The organism is Streptomyces radiopugnans (assembly GCF_900110735.1).
Lineage (GTDB): Bacteria > Actinomycetota > Actinomycetes > Streptomycetales > Streptomycetaceae > Streptomyces > Streptomyces radiopugnans.
Genome location: NZ_FOET01000004.1, coordinates 241,103 through 261,357, shown reverse-complemented (window position 1 = coordinate 261,357; position 20,255 = coordinate 241,103). Strand labels below are relative to the sequence as shown.

General features: G+C 75.1%; 24 protein-coding genes. 14 read left to right on the top strand and 10 right to left on the bottom strand.

Features of this window, described 5'->3' with window-relative positions; translation table 11 throughout:
- Positions 1–303: 303 nt before the first annotated feature.
- The 5 genes from BMY40_RS11385 (at position 304) to BMY40_RS11365 (ending at position 3,357) form a co-directional block, all read left to right on the top strand.
- A complete protein-coding gene (locus BMY40_RS11385; RefSeq protein WP_177213977.1) occupies positions 304–1,185 on the top strand; it encodes a glycoside hydrolase family 19 protein in 882 nt (293 codons plus the stop codon).
- Between the two features lie 149 nt (positions 1,186–1,334).
- A complete protein-coding gene (locus BMY40_RS11380) occupies positions 1,335–1,748 on the top strand; it encodes a site-specific integrase (protein ID WP_093658271.1) in 414 nt (137 codons plus the stop codon).
- Positions 1,749–1,897: 149 nt separating this feature from the next.
- Positions 1,898–2,203, top strand: coding sequence for a hypothetical protein (locus BMY40_RS11375; RefSeq protein ID WP_093658602.1), 306 nt, complete (start codon positions 1,898–1,900; stop codon positions 2,201–2,203).
- Between the two features lie 71 nt (positions 2,204–2,274).
- Entirely contained in the window at positions 2,275–2,811 is a 537-nt protein-coding gene (locus BMY40_RS11370) for a DUF1360 domain-containing protein (protein WP_245770012.1), read from the top strand.
- A 6-nt stretch (positions 2,812–2,817) separates the two neighbouring features.
- The gene (locus tag BMY40_RS11365; protein WP_093658267.1) at positions 2,818–3,357 is read left to right on the top strand and encodes an ATP-binding protein; all 540 of its coding nucleotides are present in this window, start codon (positions 2,818–2,820) and stop codon (positions 3,355–3,357) included.
- A 21-nt stretch (positions 3,358–3,378) separates the two neighbouring features.
- Here BMY40_RS11365 and BMY40_RS11360 read toward each other — a convergent pair whose 3' ends face one another.
- Positions 3,379–4,650 carry a cytochrome P450 gene (locus BMY40_RS11360; RefSeq protein ID WP_093658265.1) on the bottom strand — a complete coding sequence of 424 codons (1,272 nt, stop codon included), beginning with the start codon at positions 4,648–4,650 and terminating at the stop codon, positions 3,379–3,381.
- Between the two features lie 88 nt (positions 4,651–4,738).
- A complete protein-coding gene (locus BMY40_RS11355) occupies positions 4,739–5,131 on the bottom strand; it encodes a hypothetical protein (RefSeq protein WP_107436760.1) in 393 nt (130 codons plus the stop codon).
- Positions 5,132–5,269: 138 nt separating this feature from the next.
- On the opposite strand from BMY40_RS11355, the gene BMY40_RS11350 reads away from it, so the two are divergent.
- Both BMY40_RS11350 and BMY40_RS11345 read left to right on the top strand, forming a co-directional pair.
- Positions 5,270–6,046 (top strand): alpha/beta hydrolase, encoded by a 777-nt coding sequence (locus BMY40_RS11350; RefSeq protein WP_218158266.1) that lies wholly within the window; start codon positions 5,270–5,272, stop codon positions 6,044–6,046.
- A gap of 68 nt (positions 6,047–6,114) precedes the next feature.
- On the top strand, positions 6,115–6,594 hold the full coding sequence (locus BMY40_RS11345; protein WP_093658261.1) for a phosphatase domain-containing protein: 480 nt from the start codon (positions 6,115–6,117) through the stop codon (positions 6,592–6,594).
- Between the two features lie 6 nt (positions 6,595–6,600).
- Here the strand turns inward: BMY40_RS11345 and BMY40_RS11340 are convergent, their stop codons facing one another.
- Entirely contained in the window at positions 6,601–7,242 is a 642-nt protein-coding gene (locus BMY40_RS11340) for a DedA family protein (protein WP_093658259.1), read from the bottom strand.
- Between the two features lie 272 nt (positions 7,243–7,514).
- Here BMY40_RS11340 and BMY40_RS11335 point away from each other — a divergent pair, with 272 nt between their 5' ends.
- Positions 7,515–9,170 (top strand): glycoside hydrolase family 13 protein, encoded by a 1,656-nt coding sequence (locus BMY40_RS11335; RefSeq protein WP_245770011.1) that lies wholly within the window; start codon positions 7,515–7,517, stop codon positions 9,168–9,170.
- Positions 9,171–9,238: 68 nt separating this feature from the next.
- On the opposite strand, the gene BMY40_RS11330 is transcribed toward BMY40_RS11335, so the two are convergent.
- Complete coding sequence (locus tag BMY40_RS11330) at positions 9,239–10,003, bottom strand: TetR/AcrR family transcriptional regulator (protein ID WP_093658257.1); 765 nt, start codon at positions 10,001–10,003, stop codon at positions 9,239–9,241.
- A gap of 141 nt (positions 10,004–10,144) precedes the next feature.
- On the opposite strand from BMY40_RS11330, the gene BMY40_RS11325 reads away from it, so the two are divergent.
- Together BMY40_RS11325 and BMY40_RS11320 are read left to right on the top strand one after the other, a co-directional pair.
- Entirely contained in the window at positions 10,145–11,113 is a 969-nt protein-coding gene (locus tag BMY40_RS11325) for an ATP-binding cassette domain-containing protein (protein ID WP_093658255.1), read from the top strand.
- A 64-nt stretch (positions 11,114–11,177) separates the two neighbouring features.
- Complete coding sequence (locus BMY40_RS11320; protein WP_093658596.1) at positions 11,178–11,903, top strand: ABC transporter permease; 726 nt, start codon at positions 11,178–11,180, stop codon at positions 11,901–11,903.
- Between the two features lie 79 nt (positions 11,904–11,982).
- Here BMY40_RS11320 and BMY40_RS28030 read toward each other — a convergent pair whose 3' ends face one another.
- The gene (locus BMY40_RS28030; protein WP_177213963.1) at positions 11,983–13,353 is read right to left on the bottom strand and encodes a hypothetical protein; all 1,371 of its coding nucleotides are present in this window, start codon (positions 13,351–13,353) and stop codon (positions 11,983–11,985) included.
- A gap of 399 nt (positions 13,354–13,752) precedes the next feature.
- Between BMY40_RS28030 and BMY40_RS11310 the strand changes: the two genes are divergently transcribed.
- The gene (locus tag BMY40_RS11310) at positions 13,753–14,118 is read left to right on the top strand and encodes a hypothetical protein (RefSeq protein ID WP_245770010.1); all 366 of its coding nucleotides are present in this window, start codon (positions 13,753–13,755) and stop codon (positions 14,116–14,118) included.
- Positions 14,119–14,170: 52 nt separating this feature from the next.
- Here the strand turns inward: BMY40_RS11310 and BMY40_RS28025 are convergent, their stop codons facing one another.
- Positions 14,171–14,341 carry a hypothetical protein gene (locus tag BMY40_RS28025; protein ID WP_177213962.1) on the bottom strand — a complete coding sequence of 57 codons (171 nt, stop codon included), beginning with the start codon at positions 14,339–14,341 and terminating at the stop codon, positions 14,171–14,173.
- A gap of 327 nt (positions 14,342–14,668) precedes the next feature.
- On the opposite strand from BMY40_RS28025, the gene BMY40_RS11305 reads away from it, so the two are divergent.
- From BMY40_RS11305 to BMY40_RS11295, 3 genes are all read left to right on the top strand, one after another.
- Positions 14,669–15,283, top strand: a complete 615-nt coding sequence (locus BMY40_RS11305) for a TIGR03086 family metal-binding protein (protein WP_093658253.1) — start codon at positions 14,669–14,671, stop codon at positions 15,281–15,283.
- Positions 15,284–15,359: 76 nt separating this feature from the next.
- Positions 15,360–15,737 (top strand): DUF6412 domain-containing protein, encoded by a 378-nt coding sequence (locus BMY40_RS11300; protein ID WP_093658251.1) that lies wholly within the window; start codon positions 15,360–15,362, stop codon positions 15,735–15,737.
- 105 nt (positions 15,738–15,842) lie between these two features.
- Entirely contained in the window at positions 15,843–16,559 is a 717-nt protein-coding gene (locus tag BMY40_RS11295) for a YidC/Oxa1 family membrane protein insertase (protein WP_093658249.1), read from the top strand.
- Between the two features lie 110 nt (positions 16,560–16,669).
- Here the strand turns inward: BMY40_RS11295 and BMY40_RS11290 are convergent, their stop codons facing one another.
- The 4 genes from BMY40_RS11290 to BMY40_RS11275 form a co-directional block, all read right to left on the bottom strand.
- Positions 16,670–17,449: a polysaccharide lyase gene (locus BMY40_RS11290; RefSeq protein WP_245770009.1), complete on the bottom strand. Its 780-nt coding sequence runs from the start codon at positions 17,447–17,449 to the stop codon at positions 16,670–16,672.
- Between the two features lie 414 nt (positions 17,450–17,863).
- Positions 17,864–18,355 carry a YflT domain-containing protein gene (locus BMY40_RS11285; RefSeq protein WP_093658245.1) on the bottom strand — a complete coding sequence of 164 codons (492 nt, stop codon included), beginning with the start codon at positions 18,353–18,355 and terminating at the stop codon, positions 17,864–17,866.
- 101 nt (positions 18,356–18,456) lie between these two features.
- Entirely contained in the window at positions 18,457–19,548 is a 1,092-nt protein-coding gene (locus BMY40_RS11280) for a YeiH family protein (protein ID WP_093658243.1), read from the bottom strand.
- A complete protein-coding gene (locus tag BMY40_RS11275; protein ID WP_093658241.1) occupies positions 19,548–20,153 on the bottom strand; it encodes a cysteine dioxygenase family protein in 606 nt (201 codons plus the stop codon). The genes BMY40_RS11280 and BMY40_RS11275 overlap by 1 nt, the downstream gene beginning before the upstream one ends.
- Positions 20,154–20,255: the final 102 nt, after the last annotated feature.

The following is a 20,255-nucleotide window of genomic DNA, read 5'->3' as shown; positions in this document are numbered from 1 at the left end:
CGGCATTCGGGTGAAGTCTCAATTCATACGATCGCGGAGAATGACCTTCGTCTCATGCCGGATCATCCGTTTCCGGACCAATGCCCTCATCAGGGAAGGAAGTGGGTGAAGGGGGCGTCGGGCTGGGCGGGCGCCGACCGGGCGGGCCGAAGGGGGGTTCGACGCGGTCCCGGCCGGGCCGTCGTGGGCCCCGGTGTGAAGCTGGTCTGGTCCATACCTTGACTGGTACATACCAAGGCGCTTGAGTGTTCCCGACCAACCCCCCACCTCTGAAGGGAAGTTCAGGTGCTGAGAAAACGCCTCATGGCGGGTCTCGCCGCCTCCGCCCTCGCAGGCGCCCTGGCGGTCGCCGTACCCGCGACCTCCGCCTCCGCCGCCGAGTGCGCGACCCCGTGGAACTCCTCGTCGGTCTACCTCGGCGGGACGACCGTCTCCCACAACGGCCACAACTGGACCGCCCGCTGGTGGACCCAGAACGAGGCGCCGCCCGGCACCTCCGGCGTCTGGAGCGACCAGGGCGCCTGCGGCGGCGGTACGACCCCGCCGCCCACGGACCCGGATCCGTCCGGATTCGTGGTCAGCGAGGCGCAGTTCAACCAGATGTTCCCGAACCGGAACTCCTTCTACACCTACCAGGGTCTGAAGGCCGCCCTGAGCGCCTACCCGGCCTTCGCCGGCACCGGCAGCGACACGGTGAGGAAGAGGGAGGCCGCCGCCTTCCTCGCCAACGTCAGCCACGAGACCGGCGGTCTGGTCCACATCGTGGAGCAGAACACCGCCAACTACCCCCACTACTGCGACAGCAGCCAGCCCTACGGCTGCCCGGCGGGCCAGGCCGCCTACTACGGGCGCGGTCCGATCCAGCTCAGCTGGAACTTCAACTACAAGGCGGCGGGCGACGCGCTGGGCATCGACCTGCTGCGCAACCCCCACCTGGTGGAGCGGGACGCCGCGGTCGCCTGGAAGACCGCCCTGTGGTACTGGAACACCCAGAGCGGCCCGGGCACCATGACCCCGCACAACGCGATGGTGGGCGGGCACGGCTTCGGTGAGACCATCCGCAGCATCAACGGCTCCCTGGAGTGCGGCGGACGCAACCCCGCCCAGGTGCAGAGCCGGATCGACAAGTACCAGCGGTTCGTCCAGATCCTGGGTACCACCCCGGGCGACAACCTGAGCTGCTGACGGGGGAGTTGGGCCGGAAGGCCCCCGTGCCGCCGCCCTCCGCCGCATGAGCGGCGGGCGGCGGCACGGGCTTTTACGGAAAAACCTTCACAGGAAGGATCCTTCCTACCCCTACCCGCGGACGTGCCCGCCCGGAATACTGCCGGGCCATGACGCTCACGGACGAACGCATCACCGCCGAACGGCTCGAGGAACTGCTCCGCGACGACTCCATCGACATGGCGCACCGGGCCCTGTGGCTGCTGCTGTGGGAGGGAGACCTGCGGGTGCTGGACCTGCTCTCCCTGGAGATCCGGGACGTGGACCTCCGGGCGAGGCGGGTGACCGGGGTCTGCGGCCGGCCGGTGCCCGAGGGCGAGGGGGACATCAGCGAGCGGGCGGCCGGACTGCTGCGCACACTGGTCGGCGACCGGGAGAGCGGCCCGCTGTTCGCCACGGGGAACCGCGCGCTCGGCTGGGAGCAGGTGATGCTGACCGCGGGCGAGCAGGGACACGCCATCCACGAGTTCCGCGCGGGCGGCAGGCTCCACCGCCGGGAGGAACCGGCGGCGCACTCCGAGTGAGCCGCCGACGCCGTGGCGCCGCCGCGGTGGACGGCACGGCGTCCGGCGACGGGGGGAAGGAGCCCGGGCGGCGGCCCCGGACCTCCGGGAACTGCGGAAACCGCGGGAACAAGGGTGTGGGGACGGCCTCCGGGGAAACCCGTACCCCCGTGTCAGTACGCAAGCGATACGCCGTGGCCGCGTCGGGCCGGTGGACCGACGAGGAGGACAACGTCCGGCTGCCCGCGGGCGAGGCGCACGCCTGGGAGCAGGGCATGAACCAGACCGTGTGCGGGCTGTCCCTCAGCCGCTCACGGCTCGACCGCTTCCCGCATGTGACGTGGACCGACGTCATCCCCGAGTCGGGCGGTGCGGCCGACCGCGTGCAGCGGCTGTGCCCGCGGTGCGCCTCGGTCGCGGGGCGGAGAGGGGCCGACGCGCGCCCCCGGTGGCGGCGTACGAACCCCAGGCCCTGACACGGGCGCGTGCCGGGCACGGGGTGCGAGGCGCGAGGCCTTTTTGCGGACCGGTGACGAGGAGGAGCCGAATGAGTGGTGCCATGGACCAGGCCGCCGAGACGGTGGGCCGGGTCACCGGCGCGGACGAGTACTCCGAGGAGGGTGAGGTCTCCCTGCGCGGACTCGCCACGCTGGCGGGCGTCTACGCGACCGGGGCGGGGGTGTTCGCCTGGCGCATGAGGGCGTCGGGACGGCAGCTGCCCGAGCGGATCCCCCCGCTGGACCTGCTCCTGATGGGGGTCGCCACCTACCGCAGCTCCCGGCTGCTCACCAAGGACAAGGTCACCAGCTTCCTGCGGGCCCCCTTCACCCGCCGCACCGGCAGCCTCCACGGCGCCGAGGTCATGGACGTGCCCCGCGGACACGGGCTGCACCGGTCCGTGGGCGAACTGCTGGCCTGCCCCTTCTGCGTGGCGATGTGGATCGCCGGCGGTCTGACGGTGGGCTACGCGACGGCTCCGCGCGCCACCCGCCTGGTCACCTCCTGCCTGAGCAGCGTGGCCCTGTCCGACTGGCTGCAGTACGCCTGGAGCCTGACGCAGCAGAAGGCCGAGGGCGAGGGCTGAGAAGCCGTGGCGGGACCGCCGCGGCCGCCGGCCCCGGGCGAGGGGCCGCGGGCCCGCCCGGAACTGGCCGTGCTGGTCGGCCTCCAGGGCTCGGGTAAGACGACCTTCCGCGTCCGCTGCCTGCCCGCCGAGTACACCGTGGTCAGCAAGGACCTCTTCCCGCGTTCCGCCCGGCACAAGCAGCGGCGGCAGATGCGCCTGGTGGAGGAGGCGCTGGAGCGGGGGCGGCCGGTGGTCGTGGACAACACCAACCCCTCGCCGCTGGAGTGGGCTCCACTGATCGCCGCGGGACGCGCGTACGGCGCGCGGGTGGTGGCGTACTGGTTCCCGCCGGACGTGCCCAACGCCCTGGCGCGCAACGCCGCGCGCCAGGGCAGGGAGCGCGTGCCCGAGGCGGGCTTCTTCGACACCCTCCGGCGGCTGCGCGAACCCCGCCGTCCGGACGGCTTCGACGCGGTGCGGGAGGTGCGGATCGACGGCCGCGGCGGGTTCGAGGTACGGGACGTACCGGACGCGCGGCCGGACGAGGAGGGCCGAGGGGGCTGACGGCCCGGCGGCCGGGCCCGGTCAGCCGGGCGGGCGCACGTTCGCGACGACGAAGCCGCTGCGCGGACGGGAGGGGATGCGGCGCAGCGGAATCCGCAGATCCTGCTCGGGCACGTCGTACTCCAGCAGGGAAAGCCGCGCCGACAGAGCCGTCAGCAGCGCCACGGTGACGTCCTCGCCCGGGCACCGGTGGCCCGTGGCGGGGTCGCCGCCGCCCTGCGGGATCAGCTCGTCCCGCTCCGGAGGGCGGTCGAGGAAGCGCCGCGGGTCGAAGGAGTACGGGTCCTCCCACAGCGCGGGGTCGTGGTCCTGCCCGTGGATGTCGAGCAGGACGAGCGCGCCCCGGGGGACGGGCTCGCCCCGCCATGTCAGATCGGCTGCGGCGAGGCCGCCGATGAACGGCGCGAACGGATAGAAGCGGCGCACCTCATGGGCGAACGCCTCCGCGTACGCGCCCCCGAAGCCGTGCCCGGCGCCCGTGCGAGCCTCCTCGGCCAGCCGGGCCCGGTGCTCCGGCCACCGGTGCAGGGCGTGCGCGGCGAAGGCGACGAACCAGCAGACCGCGACGGTGGGGCGCAGCACGTTGAGGATCTCCACCGCGGCCGTCCGCGCGTCGAGCCGCTCGCCGTCGGCGTCGACGTGCCGCGCCACCACATCCACCACCGAACCCTCCGGCACGCTCGCCGAGCCGTCGCGCACCGCCTCCACGAGGGACGCCAGCCACGCCTCGCGGCGGCGGCGTGCCGACCGGGCGCGCCAGTGGCGCGGGCCCAGGGTGGCGAAGCCGTCCACCATGGCCACCAGGTCGCGGGCGGCGGACTCCGCCTCGGCCTCCTTCAGCGGTACGCCGGCCCACCGGCAGACCGCCCCGGCCAGTACCCGGCTCGCCTCGTCGAACAGCACCACCCGCTCCCGCTCCGCCCACCGGGCGGCCGCCTCGTCCCACGCCGCGGTGGCATCGCCGACCAGGCCGGCGATGTTCTGCGGGGACTTCAGCAGCGACAGGAACATCGCCTTCCGCACGCGGTGCGCCTCACCGTCGAGGGTGTGCACCGCGCCGTGCCCGAACAGGGTGCTCTTCACCGGTTCGGGGAGGGCCGGCCCGCGGCGCACATGGCGCTCGTCGTAGACGAAGCGGACCGCCTCCGGCCCGCGCAGGGCCACCGTGGGCTTCCCCAGCAGCCGGGCGCGCACCAGGGGGCCCGTGGTGCGGCGCATACGGTCGGGCAGCCAGGCGTAACCCCGGGCGAGCAGGGACAGGGTGCTGTCCGGCAGGAGGCGGGAGAGACTCATGCGGGCCGCGTGCCCCGGCGGACCGGGGTGAAACGGGAGGCCGCACCGCCCTCCGGGGCGCGGCGGTGGAACTCCACCCCAGTGGCCGCTACCCGCGTCCGGTGTCCTCACCGGCCTCCCGGGTCTCCTCGCCGGCTCCTTCCTCCCCGGGCGTGCCGTCCCGGTCGACGATCCCGGCCGGATCCTCGCCCACGACCGACCTGCCCGGCCGGGCGCGCGCGGGGCCCGCGGGCTGCCCGCCACCGGTGGTGCCGTAGCTCCCGGAGAGGCCCGGCGGCATGTCCGCGTCGGCCTCCTCCCTGCTGATGCGGCGCCTGGCCCGCACATTGGCCCGGCGCTCGCCGTAGGGGTAGTCGAACGGGCGGGACTCGCCGCGCTCGCGCTCGGCCTCCCGGATCTCCCGGACCCTGTCGTCGTCCGGGGCCCACTTCGACGGCGTGTCCCTGCCGGCGTTCCCGCCTGTGTCCTTTTTGTCGGCCATGCGGGGTGCGTACCCCCGGGTGACGCGGGCATGCGCCGTGCCGCCGGGGGTACCACGGCGCCGGGCGGCGACCGGACGCCCGGCGGGCACGGTGCCCGCCGGAGAGCCGGGGCGCCGGAGGCGGAGGAGGGAGCGGAAGTGACCGGGACGGACGGAGAGGAGGGCGCGGGCGGCGCCCCGGGGCCGGAGCGGGCCCTCCCCCATCCGGATGTCGGGGAGGACGTGTCGCACGGCCGGCTGTCCGCCCGGCCCTCCGCTTCCCCGCCCGGCTTCGCGGAGGGGGAGCCGGGCACGCACCACCTGGACGGGCGGGCGCTGCTGCGCGTTCCGCCGTCCGCGGGGGCCGGCGCACCGGTGCGGCCGTACTGGCTGGTGGTGGTGCTGCACGGAGCCGGGGGAACGGCGGAGCAGGCGCTGACCTGGCTGCTCCCGCAGGCCGGGTCCGGCCGGCTGCTGCTGCTCGCGCCCCAGGCGGCCGGCTCCACCTGGGACGTCGTCGCCGGCGGCTACGGTCCGGACGTGGCCCGGCTGGACGCCGCGCTGCACGACGTCTTCCGGCGCTTCCCGGTGGACCCGGCGGGGGTGGCGGTGGCGGGCTTCTCCGACGGCGCCTCCTACGCGCTCTCGCTGGGGCTGGCCAACGGGGACCTGTTCGGTGCGGTGCTGGCCTTCTCGCCGGGGTTCATGGCCCCGATGGTCCACCACGGGCACCCCCGCGTCTTCGTCTCCCACGGCCGGGAGGACCCCGTACTGCCGGTCGGCGCGTGCAGCCGCCGCCTCGTCCCCGAGCTGATGCGGTCCGGTCACGCGGTCACCTACCGGGAGTTCGGCGGTGGCCACGAGGTGCCGCCCGAGCTGGCCACGGAGGCGCTGCGGTGGTGGGTGGACGGCCCGCCGGCGGCCGCGGAGCCGTGACCGGCGGGTGCGAGCACGGTGGGAGCATGGTGGGAGCGCCACTGCCGTACCGCACCCGGAGGTGACCGATGGCGTCCCGCTCGCTGGCGGTGTTCGACCTGGACGGGACGCTCGCCGACGTCCGCCACCGCCTGCACTTCCTCGACGGGCGCCGCGACTGGGACGCCTTCTTCGCCGCCGCCCCGGACGACCCGCCGCTGGCCGAGGGCGTCGAACTGGCGCTGGCCGCGGCGGAGGAGCACGAGATCGCCTATGTGACCGGACGGCCGGAGCGGTGCCGCCGCGACACCCTCCGGTGGCTGGCCCGGCACGGCCTGCCGGGCGGACCGCTGCTGATGCGCGGCGGAGGGGACCGCCGCCCGGCCCGCGTGGCCAAGCCCGAACTGCTGCGGAGCCTGGCGCGGGAGCGCGCCGTCGCCGTGGTGGTCGACGACGACCACCAGGTCTGCGACGCCTACGAGGCGGCCGGTTTCACGGTGGTGCGGGCCGGGTGGATGACGGCCGGACCCGTTCTGGAGGAGGCCCAGGAGAAGGAGGGGCGCACCTGAGGCGCCCTACCCGTCGCCGCGGCGGTACCTCACCGTGCGGACGGCGACGAAACCCACGACGGCTGTGACGATGACGGCCACCACGGCCTTGGAGTACATCGAGACATAGCCCGACACGGTGTGCCAGTTCTCCCCGAGCGCGTACCCGGTCAGCACGAAGAGGGTGTTCCACAGCAGGCTGCCGAGCGTGGTCAGGGTCAGGAACGTCGTCGCGGGCATGCGCTCGACACCGGCGGGGACCGAGATCAGACTGCGGAAGACCGGGACCATCCGCCCGAAGAAGACCGCCTTGGTGCCGTGTCTGGCGAACCACGCCTCGGTCCTCTCGATGTCCGAGGGCTTCAGCAGCGGGATCCTCCGTGCGACGGCCAGGGTCCGCTCCCGGCCCAGGAGCGCGCCCGCCCAGTACAGGAGGAACGCCCCGGCCACCGAGCCGAGCGTGGTCCACAGCAGGGCGGCGAAGAGGCTGATGTCGCCGCGGCTGGCGGTGAACCCGGCCAGCGGCAGGATCACCTCGCTCGGCAGCGGGGGGAAGAGGTTCTCCAGGGCGATGGCCAGGCCCGCACCGGGGGCGCCGAGGGTCTCCATCAGGCCGGTGGCCCAGTTCACCAGGCCGTCGGTCCGCTGTGCTGCCGATGCGGCGTTCATCGAATCCTCCGTGGACGCCCCCGCTTCCGGACGGGGAGGGAGCCAGTGTGCGACCCGGCGCCGTGCGGGGAGGGCACGGACGGTGTGAGGACGGTTACCCGGGCCTTCCCCGGCGAACCGCGTGACGAGGGCGGCTGAACCGGAGCGGGGAGTCCGGACATCACCGGACATGGCATATGTCACGTGCTCGTATCCCGGGCATTTCTTGACCGTGAACCGAGTGGCGGCCCAATAATTCGGCTTGTCTTGCAAGCAGGATCCGAGAGGCAGCCGTGACACAGAGCACGTCCCGAGGCGACGACGCCGACTGGTGGCGGGAGTCCGTCGTCTACCAGATATACGTGCCCAGCTTCGCCGACGCCGACGGGGACGGCATGGGCGACCTGAAGGGGGTCACCGACCGCCTCGGCCACGTCGCGGAGCTGGGCGCGGACGCGGTGTGGCTCACCCCCTTCTACCGCTCGCCCTGGGCCGACGGCGGCTACGACGTCAGCGACTACCGCGACGTCGACCCGCGCCACGGCACCCTGGACGACTTCCGCGAGCTCCTGGAGAGGGCCCACGCCCTGGGACTGAAGGTCATCGTCGACATCGTCCCCAACCACTGCTCCAGCGAGCACCCCTGGTTCGCCGAGGCGCTGGCCTCCCCGCCCGGCTCGCCCGCCCGCGACCGCTTCGTCTTCATGGACGGCCGCGGCCCGGACGGCGGCGAGCCGCCCTCGGACTGGCAGTCCAAGTTCGGCGGCGGGGTGTGGACCCGGGTGCCGGACGGCCAGTGGTACATGCACATCTTCGCCGCCGAGCAGCCCGACCTGAACTGGGAGAACCCCGAGGTCGTCGCCGAGTTCGAGAGCATCCTGCGGTTCTGGCTGGACCTGGGCGTCGACGGTTTCCGCATCGACGTGGCACACGGCATGCGCAAGGACCTCACCCCGCCGCTGCGCGACACCAACGGATCGGACTCCGCCCCCCTCAACGCGCCGCCCGAGGGACACGACCACCCCTTCTGGGACCGTGACGAGGTCCACGACATCCACCGGGCCTGGCGCAGGATCCTCGACGAGTACGCTCCGCCCCGGATCGCCGTGGCCGAGGCGGGTGTCAGCCAGGCGCGGCTGCCGCTGTACACCCGGCCCGACGAACTCCACCAGGCGTTCAACTTCCCCTACCTGCGCTGCCCCTGGGACGCCGGCGCCTACCGCGAGGTCATCGACTCCTCGCTGGAGGGCGCCCGCTCGGTCGGCTCGCTGCCCACCTGGGTGCTGTCCAACCACGACGTGGTGCGCCACCTCAGCCGCCACGCCCTGCCCGCCGGCACCGACACCACCGCCTGGCTGATGTCGGACGGCCGCGAGCCGGCCGCCGACGAGGAGGCGGGCCGCCGCCGGGCCCGCGCCGCCGCTCTGCTCACGCTGGCGCTGCCCGGCACCACCTACCTCTACCAGGGGGAGGAACTGGGCCTGCCGGAAGTGGCCGACCTGCCGCGCGAGGCGCTGCGAGACCCGATGTGGGAGCGGACGGGGAACGCCCGCAAGGGCCGCGACGGCTGCCGCGTACCGCTGCCCTGGGAGCGCTCGGGCCCGTCCTGCGGGTTCGGCCCGGGCGGAAGCTGGCTGCCGCAGCCCGAGGGCTGGGGCGAGTACTCGGTGGAGGCCCAGACCGGCCGGCCGGACTCCTTCCTGGAGCTGTACCGGACGGCGCTGAAGACCCGCCGCTCCTTCACCGGGGACGAGAGCTTCACCTGGCTGCCGTCCCGGGACGGTGAGCTGGCCTTCCGCAAGGGGGCCCTGGAGTGCCGGGTCAACCTCTCCGGCGTCCCGCTGCCCCTGCCGCCGTCCGCGGCCGAGCCGCTGCTGGCCAGCGGTGCGTGCGACTGGCGGACGCTGCCGCCGGACACCGCCGTCTGGCTGGACGCCCAGCCGCGCTGACCACCGGACCCCGTCGGCTCCACCGGGCCGCTGCCGGGGTGCCGCCGGGCCGCTGACGCCGCCGTGCGTCAGCGGCCCGGCGCGTTCCGCGCCCGTACCAGCACCTCGACGCCGTCCAGCAGGCGCTCCAGGCCGAAGGCGAAATCGTCGTCGGGTCCCTCCGGCTGGTCCATGACCCCCGAGGCGAGGAGCGCGGTGACGGCCGGGAATCGCTCGGGGTCGGTCAGCCTGCCCAGCAGCCGGGTGTAGGAGGCCATCGTCTCCGCCGTGCTGCGGCCCGAGGCCCTGGCGGCGGCCTCGATGTCCGCCGCCAGGGTCGCCTCGTTCCGGACGAAGCCGCTGACCAGCAGGATGACCTGGACCTTCTCGCCCTCGTCCAGCCCGGTGCCGCGCAGACAGGCCAGGCCCCGCTCCATCCAGGCGACCGAGTTGGGCGTGATGGGCGGCGAGCTGACCGGGATGCGGAGCATCCACAGGTTGCGGTGCAGCACCTCGCGGTGGGAGCGGGCCCAGTGCGCGAGCGCGGCCCGCCAGCCCTCCTCCTCCGGCGAGGGGCCCTGCGGAGGCGGCCCGGAGGCGGTGTCCTCCATGAGGACGAGGAGCTCCTCCTTGGACGTCACGTACCGGTACAGCGACATCGTCGAGACGCCGAGCGCGGCGGCGACCCGGGCCATGGAGACCGCCGCGATCCCCTCGGCGGCGGCGAGTTCGATCGCGGCGCCGACGATCCGGGCCACGCTCAGCCCCGGCCGGGGCCCCTTGCCGGGACGTTCGCGCAGGCCCCAGGCGGTCTCCACACCGGGAGGCAGGCCGTCGCCGCTGTCCTTCGCCATCTGTCGCGCCCGTCCTCGCCGTATCTCGTGCCCTGCGTCCGGTTGACCGCCATCCTAGGGATGCGTATAGCCTACGCAGTAGCGCGTATGACATACGCAGAAGCGCGCGGAGGACACGCGGGACAAGAGGGGGAGGCCGCCATGGCCGACGAACCGGTGGTCGAGACGACCGGTCTGGAGAAGTCCTACGGCCGGGTGAAGGTCCTGGCCGGAGTGGACCTACGGGTGGCGCGCGGAAGCGTGTTCGCGCTGCTGGGACCCAACGGTGCCGGCAAGACCACCACCGTGCGCATCCTGTCCACGCTGGTGCGCCCCGACGCGGGCCGGGCCCGGGTCGCGGGCTTCGACACGGTGCGCGACCGGCGCGAGGTGCGCCGCCGCATCAGCCTCACCGGCCAGTACGCGGCGCTGGACGAGCAGCAGACCGGTGAGGAGAACCTCCGCATGATGGGCCGGCTGTACGGGCTGACGCGGCGCCGGGCCCGCGAGCGAGCCGGGGAACTGCTGGAGCGGTTCGACCTCGCCGGCGCCGCCCGCCGCAGGGCCGGCACGTACTCGGGCGGGATGCGCCGCCGCCTGGACATCGCGGCCGGACTCGTGGGAGACCCCGAGGTCGTCCTCCTCGACGAGCCGACGACCGGACTCGACCCGCGCAGCCGCCAGACGATGTGGGAACTCGTCGCCGATCTGGCGGCCGCCGGCACCACGGTCCTGCTCACCACCCAGTACCTGGAGGAGGCCGACCGGCTCGCCGGCCGCATCGCCCTCCTCGACGCGGGCCGGGTGGTCGCCGACGGCACCGCCGCCGACCTCAAGAGGCGGGTCGCCGGACGGCGCCTGGACCTCACGCTCGCCGACGCCGCCGCGTACGGGCGGACCGCGGAACTGCTCGGCGGGCGCGCCGTGCACCGCCAACCGGACCGGCTCCTCCTCGGGGTCCCCACCGACGGGAGCGCGTCCCACGTGCGGTCGCTGCTGGAGGAGATCGACCCGGAGCGGGACGCGGTGGCCCGCTTCACCGTGCACGAGGCCACCCTCGACGACGTCTTCCTGGCCCTCACCGGCCGGGCCGCCGCATCCGCCGACCGCAGGGAGCCCGCCGGTGCCTGACCTCACCGCACCCCGCGCCGCCGCGCCCGGGTCCCCGGCCCGCGTCCTGACCCACTCCCTGGTCATGGCCGCCCGCTGCACACGGCTGTCCGCGCGCAACACCGACGCCCTGCTCACCTCGCTGATACTGCCGGTGATGCTGATGCTGGTGTTCGTCTACTTCTTCGGAGGGGCGATCGACACCGGCACCCGGTACGTCACCTATATCGTCCCCGGGGTGCTGGTGCTGTGCGCCGGCTACGGGGCCGCGGCGACGGCCGTCGGCGTCGCGGGCGACATGGCCGAGGGCGTCGTCGACTGCTTCCGGTCCCTGGACGTCGGCGGCACCTCCCTTATGGCCGGGCACGTGGCGGCGAGCGCCGCGCGCAACGCCGCCGCCACGGGCGTGGTGCTCGCCGTCGCCCTGGCCATCGGCTTCCGGCCGGAGGCGGGGCCGGCCGGCTGGGCTGCCGCGGCGGGAGTCCTGGCGGCCTACGTCCTGGCCCTGTCGTGGCTGTCCGCCGCGGTGGGCCTGCTCGCGAAGTCCACCGAGGCCGCGAGCGGCTTCACCTTCCTCGTGCTGTTCCTGCCCTACCCGAGCAGTGCCTTCGTCCTCGTGGACACCATGCCGGGCTGGCTCCACGGCTTCGCCGGGAACCAGCCGGTCACCCCGGTCATCGAGTCGCTGCGGGGGCTGCTGCTGGGGCAGCCGGTCGGCGGTGCGCTCTGGCAGGCTCTGGCCTGGTGCGCCGGGATCCTCACCGTCTCCGTCGCCGCCTCCGGGATGCTCTTCCGCCGCCGTACGGCATGACGCCCCGCACGGCATGACGGTGCGATGCGGCCCGGGCCGGAAGGAGCCCGGCCCGGGGCCGCACGGCGCGGAGGGGCCCTCAGAAATCGCCCCCGCCGCCGAAACCGCCGCCGAAACCCCCGCCGCCGAAGCCGCCGCCGAAGTCGCCCCCGCCGCCGCCGAAGCCGCCGCCGTCCTCGCCGCCGTAACCCCAGCCGGGTCCGTAGCCGTAGCCCCAGCCGCCCATGCTGCTGCCCAGGACCGTTCCGAAGAGCAGGCCCGGCAGCAGCATCGAGCCGTAGCCGCCGTAGTAGCCGCCCATCCAGGGACCGTAGGCCGGGCCGGCGTCCCAGTAGGGCACCCGCTCGCCGGTCGCGGTCGGCACGGTCCGCACCGCCGGGTCCAGTCCGTCGTCGAGCCGGGCGGCGTCGGCCGCGCAGACCGGCACCTCGCGGGGCGCGCCGCCCGGGGGTGCCCACTCCGCATCGCGCACCGACGGCCCGTGCCGGGGGTCGAAGAAGCACGGCGGCCGCCGCTGCGGCAGTTCCCGCCCCTCCCGCCGGGCGTCCAGCACGGCCAGGGCGAACCGGCCGTCCTCCAGCGCCTCGGACACCGCCCGCACGTCGCCGGGGCGGCGGGCCGCGTCGGAGGCGTCCTTGGCCTTCTCGTACGCGTCCAGTGCCCGCTGGTAGTCGTCGAGCATCTCCGGGGTGACACCCGGGGCCGAGGGGGAGAAGTCCAGCCGGTCCAGGGCCTCGCCGTAGGAGGTGATGTCCTCCTGGACCGCCGCCCGCACCTGCTCCAGTTCGGCCCGCTCCTCCTCCTGCCGCCGCTTGCGCGAGCGCCGGGTCAGGAACAGGCCGCCGAGCGCGAACACCGCCAGCACGGCCAGGAAGCCCACCAGGACGCCGCCGCCTCCGCCTCCGCCGGTGGTGTCCCGGTCGCCGTAACCGCCTGTGCCGCCGCCGTCGCGCGCGGCCGACTGCACGTCGGTGACGAAGCCGCTGAGGATCCGGTCCGGTTCGCCGGAGTGCTCCCGCAGGTTGCGCTGGGCCAGCTCGCTCGCGGTCGAGCCGGCCAGCACACCGGCGTCCGAGGCGGCGCCGAACTGCGAGCCCAGTGCTACGGCGTACACGCCGGGACGTCCCACCTCCGAGCGCAGCCGGTCGAAGACGGCGTCGCCCCCGTAGGAGGAGTCGGCCGGCAGGACGGCGATGTAGACGGGGACGTCGCCGGCCCGGATCTGCTCGGCGAGCCGGTCGGCCTCGGATTCGGAGAGCTTGTCGGAGGCGGCCGGATCGACGTAGACGGGATCGTCCCGCAGCGCGGCGGCGACCTCGCCGAGATCGGTGGCCGCGCGGGCGCCGCCCGCAGGGGTGAGGAGGGCGGTGGCGAGGGCGAGCAGGACGGCCCAGAGCAGAGTCGCCCGCCGCCCCCGGAGTATGTGAGAGACGGGGCGGTTTGTCCTCATGGTGTTCCGCTACCCAGCCGCCGTCCGGTCACCCGGGAACGCCGGGGGAAACTGTGCGGAAGCGCGAGAGGAACCCGGTGTGCGGGAACACTCCGGAGTGGTTTACGGTTGAACCAGATGCGGGTGCCGACGGACGCCGACGCGCCTCTTCCCCCGGGGCGCCGCCTTCCGGCACCCGCCTCTCACCGGCCCCGGTCGAGTTCTCCCCCGTCTCGACCGGGGCCTTCCCATCCCTCCACCGGACGCCGAAGGGACCGCGAGCCGCCGGAACGCGGCCGTACCATGGAAGGTGCCCCGCCCGCCCGCCCGCCGCGGCAGACGACGGGCGCGGGGCCCGGAACGCCGGCGCCCGCGGGGAGCCCCGCCCGCCCCCTCTTCCACCTCTGCACGGAGGCCGCGTTGTCCTCGATCTCGATCGGAACCGCCCGCCACTTCCACCCCAGGGGAACGCCCGGGGACGTCTGCCGCGACCACAACCGCGCCGCCCTGGCCACCGTGGTGGCCGCCGAGGCACGCCGCAGGGGATACGGGCCGGACCTGAGCGACGAGCAGATCGACGAGTGCGCCGCGCTCGCCGGGCGCAAGGCCCCCTCGCCCACGTCCCGGGAGGCGATCCGGGCGGCCCTCGGGCCGCCGATCACCGCCGACGACACACCGGAGGCGGTGGCGGCGGCCGTCTTCGGCGCGCTGCCCTCCCACCCGGTGCGCGTGGTCGGACGCGACGGCCGGGAGTTCTTCCTGGTGCCGCTCCCGGTCACCGCCTGACGGCACCGCCCGGCGCTCCCGCTCCCGGGGGCGGGGGCCGGGCGGCCCGGGGTCACTCGGGCCGGCGCTGCGCCTCGCCCGGCTCTCTCCAGTCCAGGACCTCACGGGTCTCGCGCAGTATTCGCTCGGCCGCCTCGCGCGTCTCGGTGGGTACGTCCCCGAGCTCCTCCAGCAGACCCTCGTAGATCGGCGGGTGCTCGGTCCGGGTCGCGGTGGTCGCCATGGTGCGGATCCTTCCTCTCGTTTCACGGGTGCCGTGAGCGACCCGTGGTGCGGCCGTTCGCCGCGCCCAGATCGTTTCACGTGCCGATCGAGCGCCCGCCGCCGCGCCCGCCATCCGGGCACGCCCGCTCAGGGCGTGTCCGGCCGGTGGGCGGCGGCGGACCAGCGGGCGGCTACCCGTGGCGGCGGCGGTCATGCCCCGCGCCGGGGGAGACGTACGCCACCCGCCGCGAGGGCGATGAGTTCCCCACACCGCGCCGGTCTCCACACGTGCGCGCCCGTACGGCGCCGCGCGAACCGGTGCACCCGTGAGAGGAAGGAACGCGAGATGACCGCGATGCCCGATCTGGAACCCCCGGCCCGGCGAATGGCCCTGGTGCTGGAGGGGGTCGCCGACGGGCGGCTTTCCGCGCCGACACCGTGCGAGGCGACCACCGTCGGCGATCTGGTCCACCATGTGCTCGGCCTGAGCATCGCCTTCCGGGACGCCGCCCGCAAGGACCTGGGGCCCACGACCCGGACCGACCCCTCCGCCTCCCGGCCCTCCGCCGCGCTGCTGCCCGCCGACTGGCGCGACGCCGTCCCCCGGGCCCTGGACGGACTCGTCGCGGCATGGCGGGAGCCCTCGGCGTGGGAGGGGACCACCCAGGCGGGCGGCGTCACCCTGCCCGCCGCGGTGGCCGGCCGTGTCGCCCTGAACGAACTCCTCATCCACGGCTGGGACATCGCCCGCGCCACGGGCCAGGAGTACGACTGCGACGAGACGAGCCTGCGGGTGTCGATCGACCTGCTGTCGCAGTCGACGGACGAGGCCGGGAGGGCGGGTGTGTTCGGCCCCGTCGTCGAGGTCCCCGGCGACTCCCCGCTGCTGGACCGCGCCGTCGGACTCAGCGGCAGGGAGCCCTCCTGGAACCCCGGGACCGCTCCGGGGCGTCTGGGCTAGCATCGGTGGCGGCCGGCGCGAGCAGGCGGGGACGCCGGGGGAGGGAACCGCGGGAAGCGGGAAGGGGGAGGCGCACATGCCGTACGGCGGGTCCTCGGGCCTGACGGGCGCCTCCTGTTCGCTGCGGCGGCACATCCCCCTCGGCCCGCCCGCCCTCCTGATCCCTCCGGTGCTGACGGCGCTGCTGGTGCTCCTGACGGGCCTCCAGTCCGCTCATGGCGGTGGTCTGGCGGAGGCCGCCGCGGCCCTGGCCGCCACCGCCGCCGCGGGCACCGCCCTCGCCGTGGCCGCTCTCCTCACCGCGTGCCGCGCCAGGCCCGCGCCGCCCGCGCGCATCCGCACCGCCCTGCGCGACCGGGAGCGCCGCACCGCCTTCCTGCCGCAGCGCGACCCCGACGCCTCGGGCCGCCCGCGGCCCCGGGCACCCGGCCGTCCCCTCCCGACGGCCGGGTAGGCGCGGAAGAACCGCGGCGGATTCCCCGCCGGGGCCGCGCCCGCACGGCTCGTCACGCCGACGTCTCCTCACTCCGGCACGACGAGACCCCGGGAGGGCTCAGCCATGTCCGCCATCGTCCACCTCTTCGCGCTGCTGGCCGGCGCGCTCGAACCGCTCTTCGCCACCTTCGCGACCGCCGCCGCGATCGTGGTGGCCACCGTGTGCGTACGCGCACTGCTCCACCCTCTGGCCCGGGCCGGGGCGCGGGCGGAGAAGGCACGGGCCCGCCTCGCCCCGCAGACCGCCGAGCTGAGGAGGCGGCACGGCGCGGACCCCGAGCGGCTGCGGCGCGCCCTGCTGGAACTGCACGCCCGCGAGGGTGTCTCACCGGCGGCGGGCTGCCTGCCGATGCTGGCGCAGCTGCCCGTCTTCTTCGTGATGTACCGGCTGTTCACCGCGGAGCGGGTGGGCGGCGAGCCCAACGGATTGCTGGAGGACCGGCTGGGAGCGGCCCCGCTGGGCGGCGTCTACGCCGACGCGCTCGCGGACGGCGGGGTGTTCGGCCCGCAGGGGCTGGTGTACCTCGGCCTGTTCGCGGTGATCGCCGCCGTGGCGGCCTGGACGTACCGGCGGGCGCGCACGGCGGCGCTCCGGGCGGAGACACCCGGAGCGCCGGGCCTGGCGAGGGTCCTGCCGCTGCTCTCCTTCGGCACCCTGGCTACCGCCGCGTTCGTACCGCTGGCCGCCGGCCTCTACCTGGCCACGACCACGGCGTGGACGGCGGCGGAGCGGGCGCTGCTGCACCGCGACCGCGGTCGCGGTGCCGACGGGGAGGGATGAGCCGGACGCGGGGCCCCGGCGCCGCCCACGTCCTCGGCACGCGCCCGGCACCGCGGGCGCGGGCGCGTGCCGAGGCTCCTCCCGTGGGGGGGTACGGGGGCGGGAGGCGGTCAGCAGCCGATGCGGGAGCCGCCGACGGCCACGTCGTCGAACCACAGGGTGTCGGTCTCGCCGCCGTAGCTCTCCCAGCCCAGCCTCAGGTCGGTGAGCCGGGGACGCCAGTCGGCCCTGCGCAGCCACTGCCCGTCGATGTCGTGGGTGGGTGTGCCGTCGACGGCCAGGCCCTGGACGGACGTGCCGTCCACCCAGGTCTCCAGGTGCCCGGTGGACCCGTCGACCCGGAACTCCACACAGGTCCAGGTGCCCACCGGCAGGGGCCTGCTCATCGACACGCCGTTGGGGCTCTGCTCGGGCAGGGTGGCGTCGTCGGACTCGCGGTTCCACTGCAGGGCGCCGTTCTGGCCGCCCATCCGCAGGTCCCTGCCGTTGTCGGCCGAGTCGCGCAGGGCCGCGAAGGTGACGTGGGCGGCGGGCAGCGCGGTGGTGTGCCGTACGTGGAAGCGGGCCCAGAAGGGGGCGGAGGTGTCCACGTCGTCCAGCGTGGTGCCGGCGAACACGTGGTTGCAGTAACCGCCGCCGCCGTCGATCCGCAGGGACTTGCCGCCGCTGCGGGCCACCGAGGAGTCCACGCTCGCGGAACCGCTGCCGGAGCAGTTGGGCGCTCCGGCGCTCCATCGGCCCGAGGGCAGGGTGCCGGTCTGCGACTCGAAGTCCTCGCAGAAGCCGTCCGCCGGGCAGGCCGCCGCGGTTGCCGCCGGGGCTGCCGTCGGGGCCTCGGCGGCGGCCGAGGGGGCCGCCGGTACCAGCGGAGCGGAGGCGGCCAGAGCCATCGCGGCGGCCGAGAGCGGCCGTCGCCCGAGACGGGAGCGGAGACGGGGGCGGAGACGGGGGCGCGGTGTGGGGGGCATGCGTCTCTCCTCGGGAAGGCGCCGCGGCGGGAGTGGGGCCCGTGGCGGCGCGGGGACGGTACGCCTGTCCTTCGAAGGGGGCGGCGACGGCGGATCGGTGGTGTCCGGCATGCGGCCGATGCCTATGGGAGCGCTCCCATTCAATGGCACTGTAGCGCCGCCGCACCCTTCTGGAAACCCCGCTCCACCGCTCGCCGCGCACCGACCGGCCCGCGGCCGGAAGGGCTCCGTCCCCGCGCCCTCCGTGCTCCCGCGGCCCGTGTCGCCGGCTCACGGCCGCGGCGCCGCCACCGCGTACGGCGTCCGCGTCGTGGTCACGTCGTGGTCACGGCGCGGTCATGCTGTGCCCGACAGCCCCTCGCGCTGGAGGATGCCCCGCGCGTGGTCGGCGTGCCCGCCGCGCACGATGACGTCGTAGCGGGCGGCGGCCAGGGACCGGGTGGAGGAGAAGTCGCGCTGCCCGCCGGTCGCGGCGTGGCCGACGAACCCGAAGATCGCCCCCCACAGCGCGCCGATGAGGATGCCGCCGAGAATCAGCCCGAGCCAGGCGCCGCCGGTGGTGAACAGCCCCACCAGCAGGCCGATGAAAAGCCCGAACCAGGCGCCGCTGGCGGCCCCCATGGCGGCCGCCCGGCCCTTGGTCATCCGCCCGGTGACATGCTCGACCAGGCGCAGGTCGGAACCGACGATGTCGATCTGCTCCACGGGGAAGCGCTCGTCGGAAAGGCGGTCCACGGCGGTCTGGGCCTCCGTGTAGGAGGAGTAGCTGGCCACCGTGTTCCAGGCATCGCTGACCGGATTGACGGGGTTCGGTTCGATGTTGGCCATCTCGTGCTCTCCTTGTCGGGATGTCCGCTACCGTCCGCCTTCCCCGCCGGGCGCCCCTTCATGGGCGCCGGCGGGGAAGGCGGAGGGCGGTTCCGCGGGCGTCAGGTGGTGAGCAGTACACCCGCGTAGGAGACTCCGGCGACGACCACCCACGAGCAGGCCCCGAGCACGGCCAGCCGCATGCCGGTCCGGGCCAGGGAGGGCAGGTGGACGGCGCTGCCCAGGCCGACGAGCGCGGCGGCGAGTACGAACTCCCGGACCGTCGCGGCGGCTTCCAGCGCGCCGGCCGGGACGGCCCCGGTGGTGCGTACGGCCACCGCCGCCAGGAATCCGGCCGCGAACAGCGGGACCAGCGGGGGACGCCCGCCGCGCGGCCCCCCGTCCCGGCCGCGCCGTACCGCAGAGAAGGCCACCGCCGCGACCAGCGGAGCCAGCAGCAGCACCCGCATCAGCTTCACCAGCACCGCCTCGCCCAGTGCCGCCGGGCCCGCGGTCTGGGCGGCCGCCACCACCTGGCCCACGTCGTGCACACCGGCGCCGACCCAGCGCCCGAACTGGGCGCCGTCCAGGCCGAGGGGGTGGTGCAGCAGCGGCAGGACGACGACGGCCAGCGTGCCGCACAGGGTCACCAGCGCCACGGAGGCGGCCGTGTCCCGCTCGTCGCTGCCGCGCGCCTCGCCGACCGCGCCGATCGCGGAGGCACCGCAGATCGAGTAGCCGGTGGCGACCAGTAGCGGCTGGTCCCCGCGCAGGCCGAGCCGGCGGCCCAGCCACAGGGTGCCGAAGAAGGTCGAGGCCACCACCGCCAGCACCATGCCGACGGTCGCCCAGCCCAGCCCCAGCACGTCGCCCAGGCTCAGCTCCAGGCCCAGCAGCACCACGCCGGCGCGCATCAGCCGTCTTCCGGCCAGCGAGAGTCCGGGCCGGCCGGTGCCGGAGGCGAACCGGCCCACCGCGGGGAGGTGGGCGGCGGCGACGCCCAGCACGACCGCCGCGGTCAGCATCGGCACCCCCGGCAGCAGCCGGTGCACGGCCCAGGCCAGCGCGGTGCCGCCCGCGGCGAGGGCGAGGCCGGGCAGCGGGCCGGGCGTGCCCCGGCGCCGGGGACTCGGCCCGGCCGGGCGGGCGGGGGCGCGGTCCTCGGCGCCGTGCTTCCCGGCGGGCCGCCCCGGACGCTGCCCGAGCAGCGCCATCAGCGGTCGGAGGGCAGGTCGTAGACCCGGCGGACGCTGCTGCCCAGCCGGGAGATGTCGGCTCCGTAGACGTGGATGGACACGGCCTTGCCCGGGCCGCCGTTCCAGACCCGGTGGATGTCGCCGGGGGGCGCGAAGCCGCACACCGAGCCCTGCGGGTTCACCACGTCCTCGGTGGCGACCAGCCGTGCCCGGCCGCCGGGGGAGTCGGCGGGCAGCAGTCGGTAGCGGCGTTCGTGCTCCTCGCCCTCGTGGACCCCGGTGACGCACCAGGAGACGTGGTCGTGCACGGAGGTGCGCTGGCCCGGCAGCCAGACGAGGGCCACGACCGAGAAGCCGCCGTCGGCCTCGGCGTGCAGCAGGTGCTGGCGGTAGCGCTCGGGGTCGCCCTCGCACTGCTCGGGGGTGAGCAGGTCGGCGGCGCCGAGGTGGGGAGTCAGCTTCTCGCCGACCAGGTACGCGGTCGGGTCCGGCGGCAGGCCCCGTCCCACGGCCTCGCGGATGTCCGCGACGAGGGCGGCGAGGCGGCCGGTCGTCCGCGGGCCCGCGGTACGGGCGGCCGGGAGGGCGGCGGGGTGTGCGGTGGAGGAGAGCGAAGCGGCCATGCCCGCAGCGTCGCCCCCGAGCACCCATCACGTCCAACGAGGGTTTCTTCGCCGTTCCCCGAATTCTGCTTATGGATGGACGCGGGAGACGGGCCGTGCGGC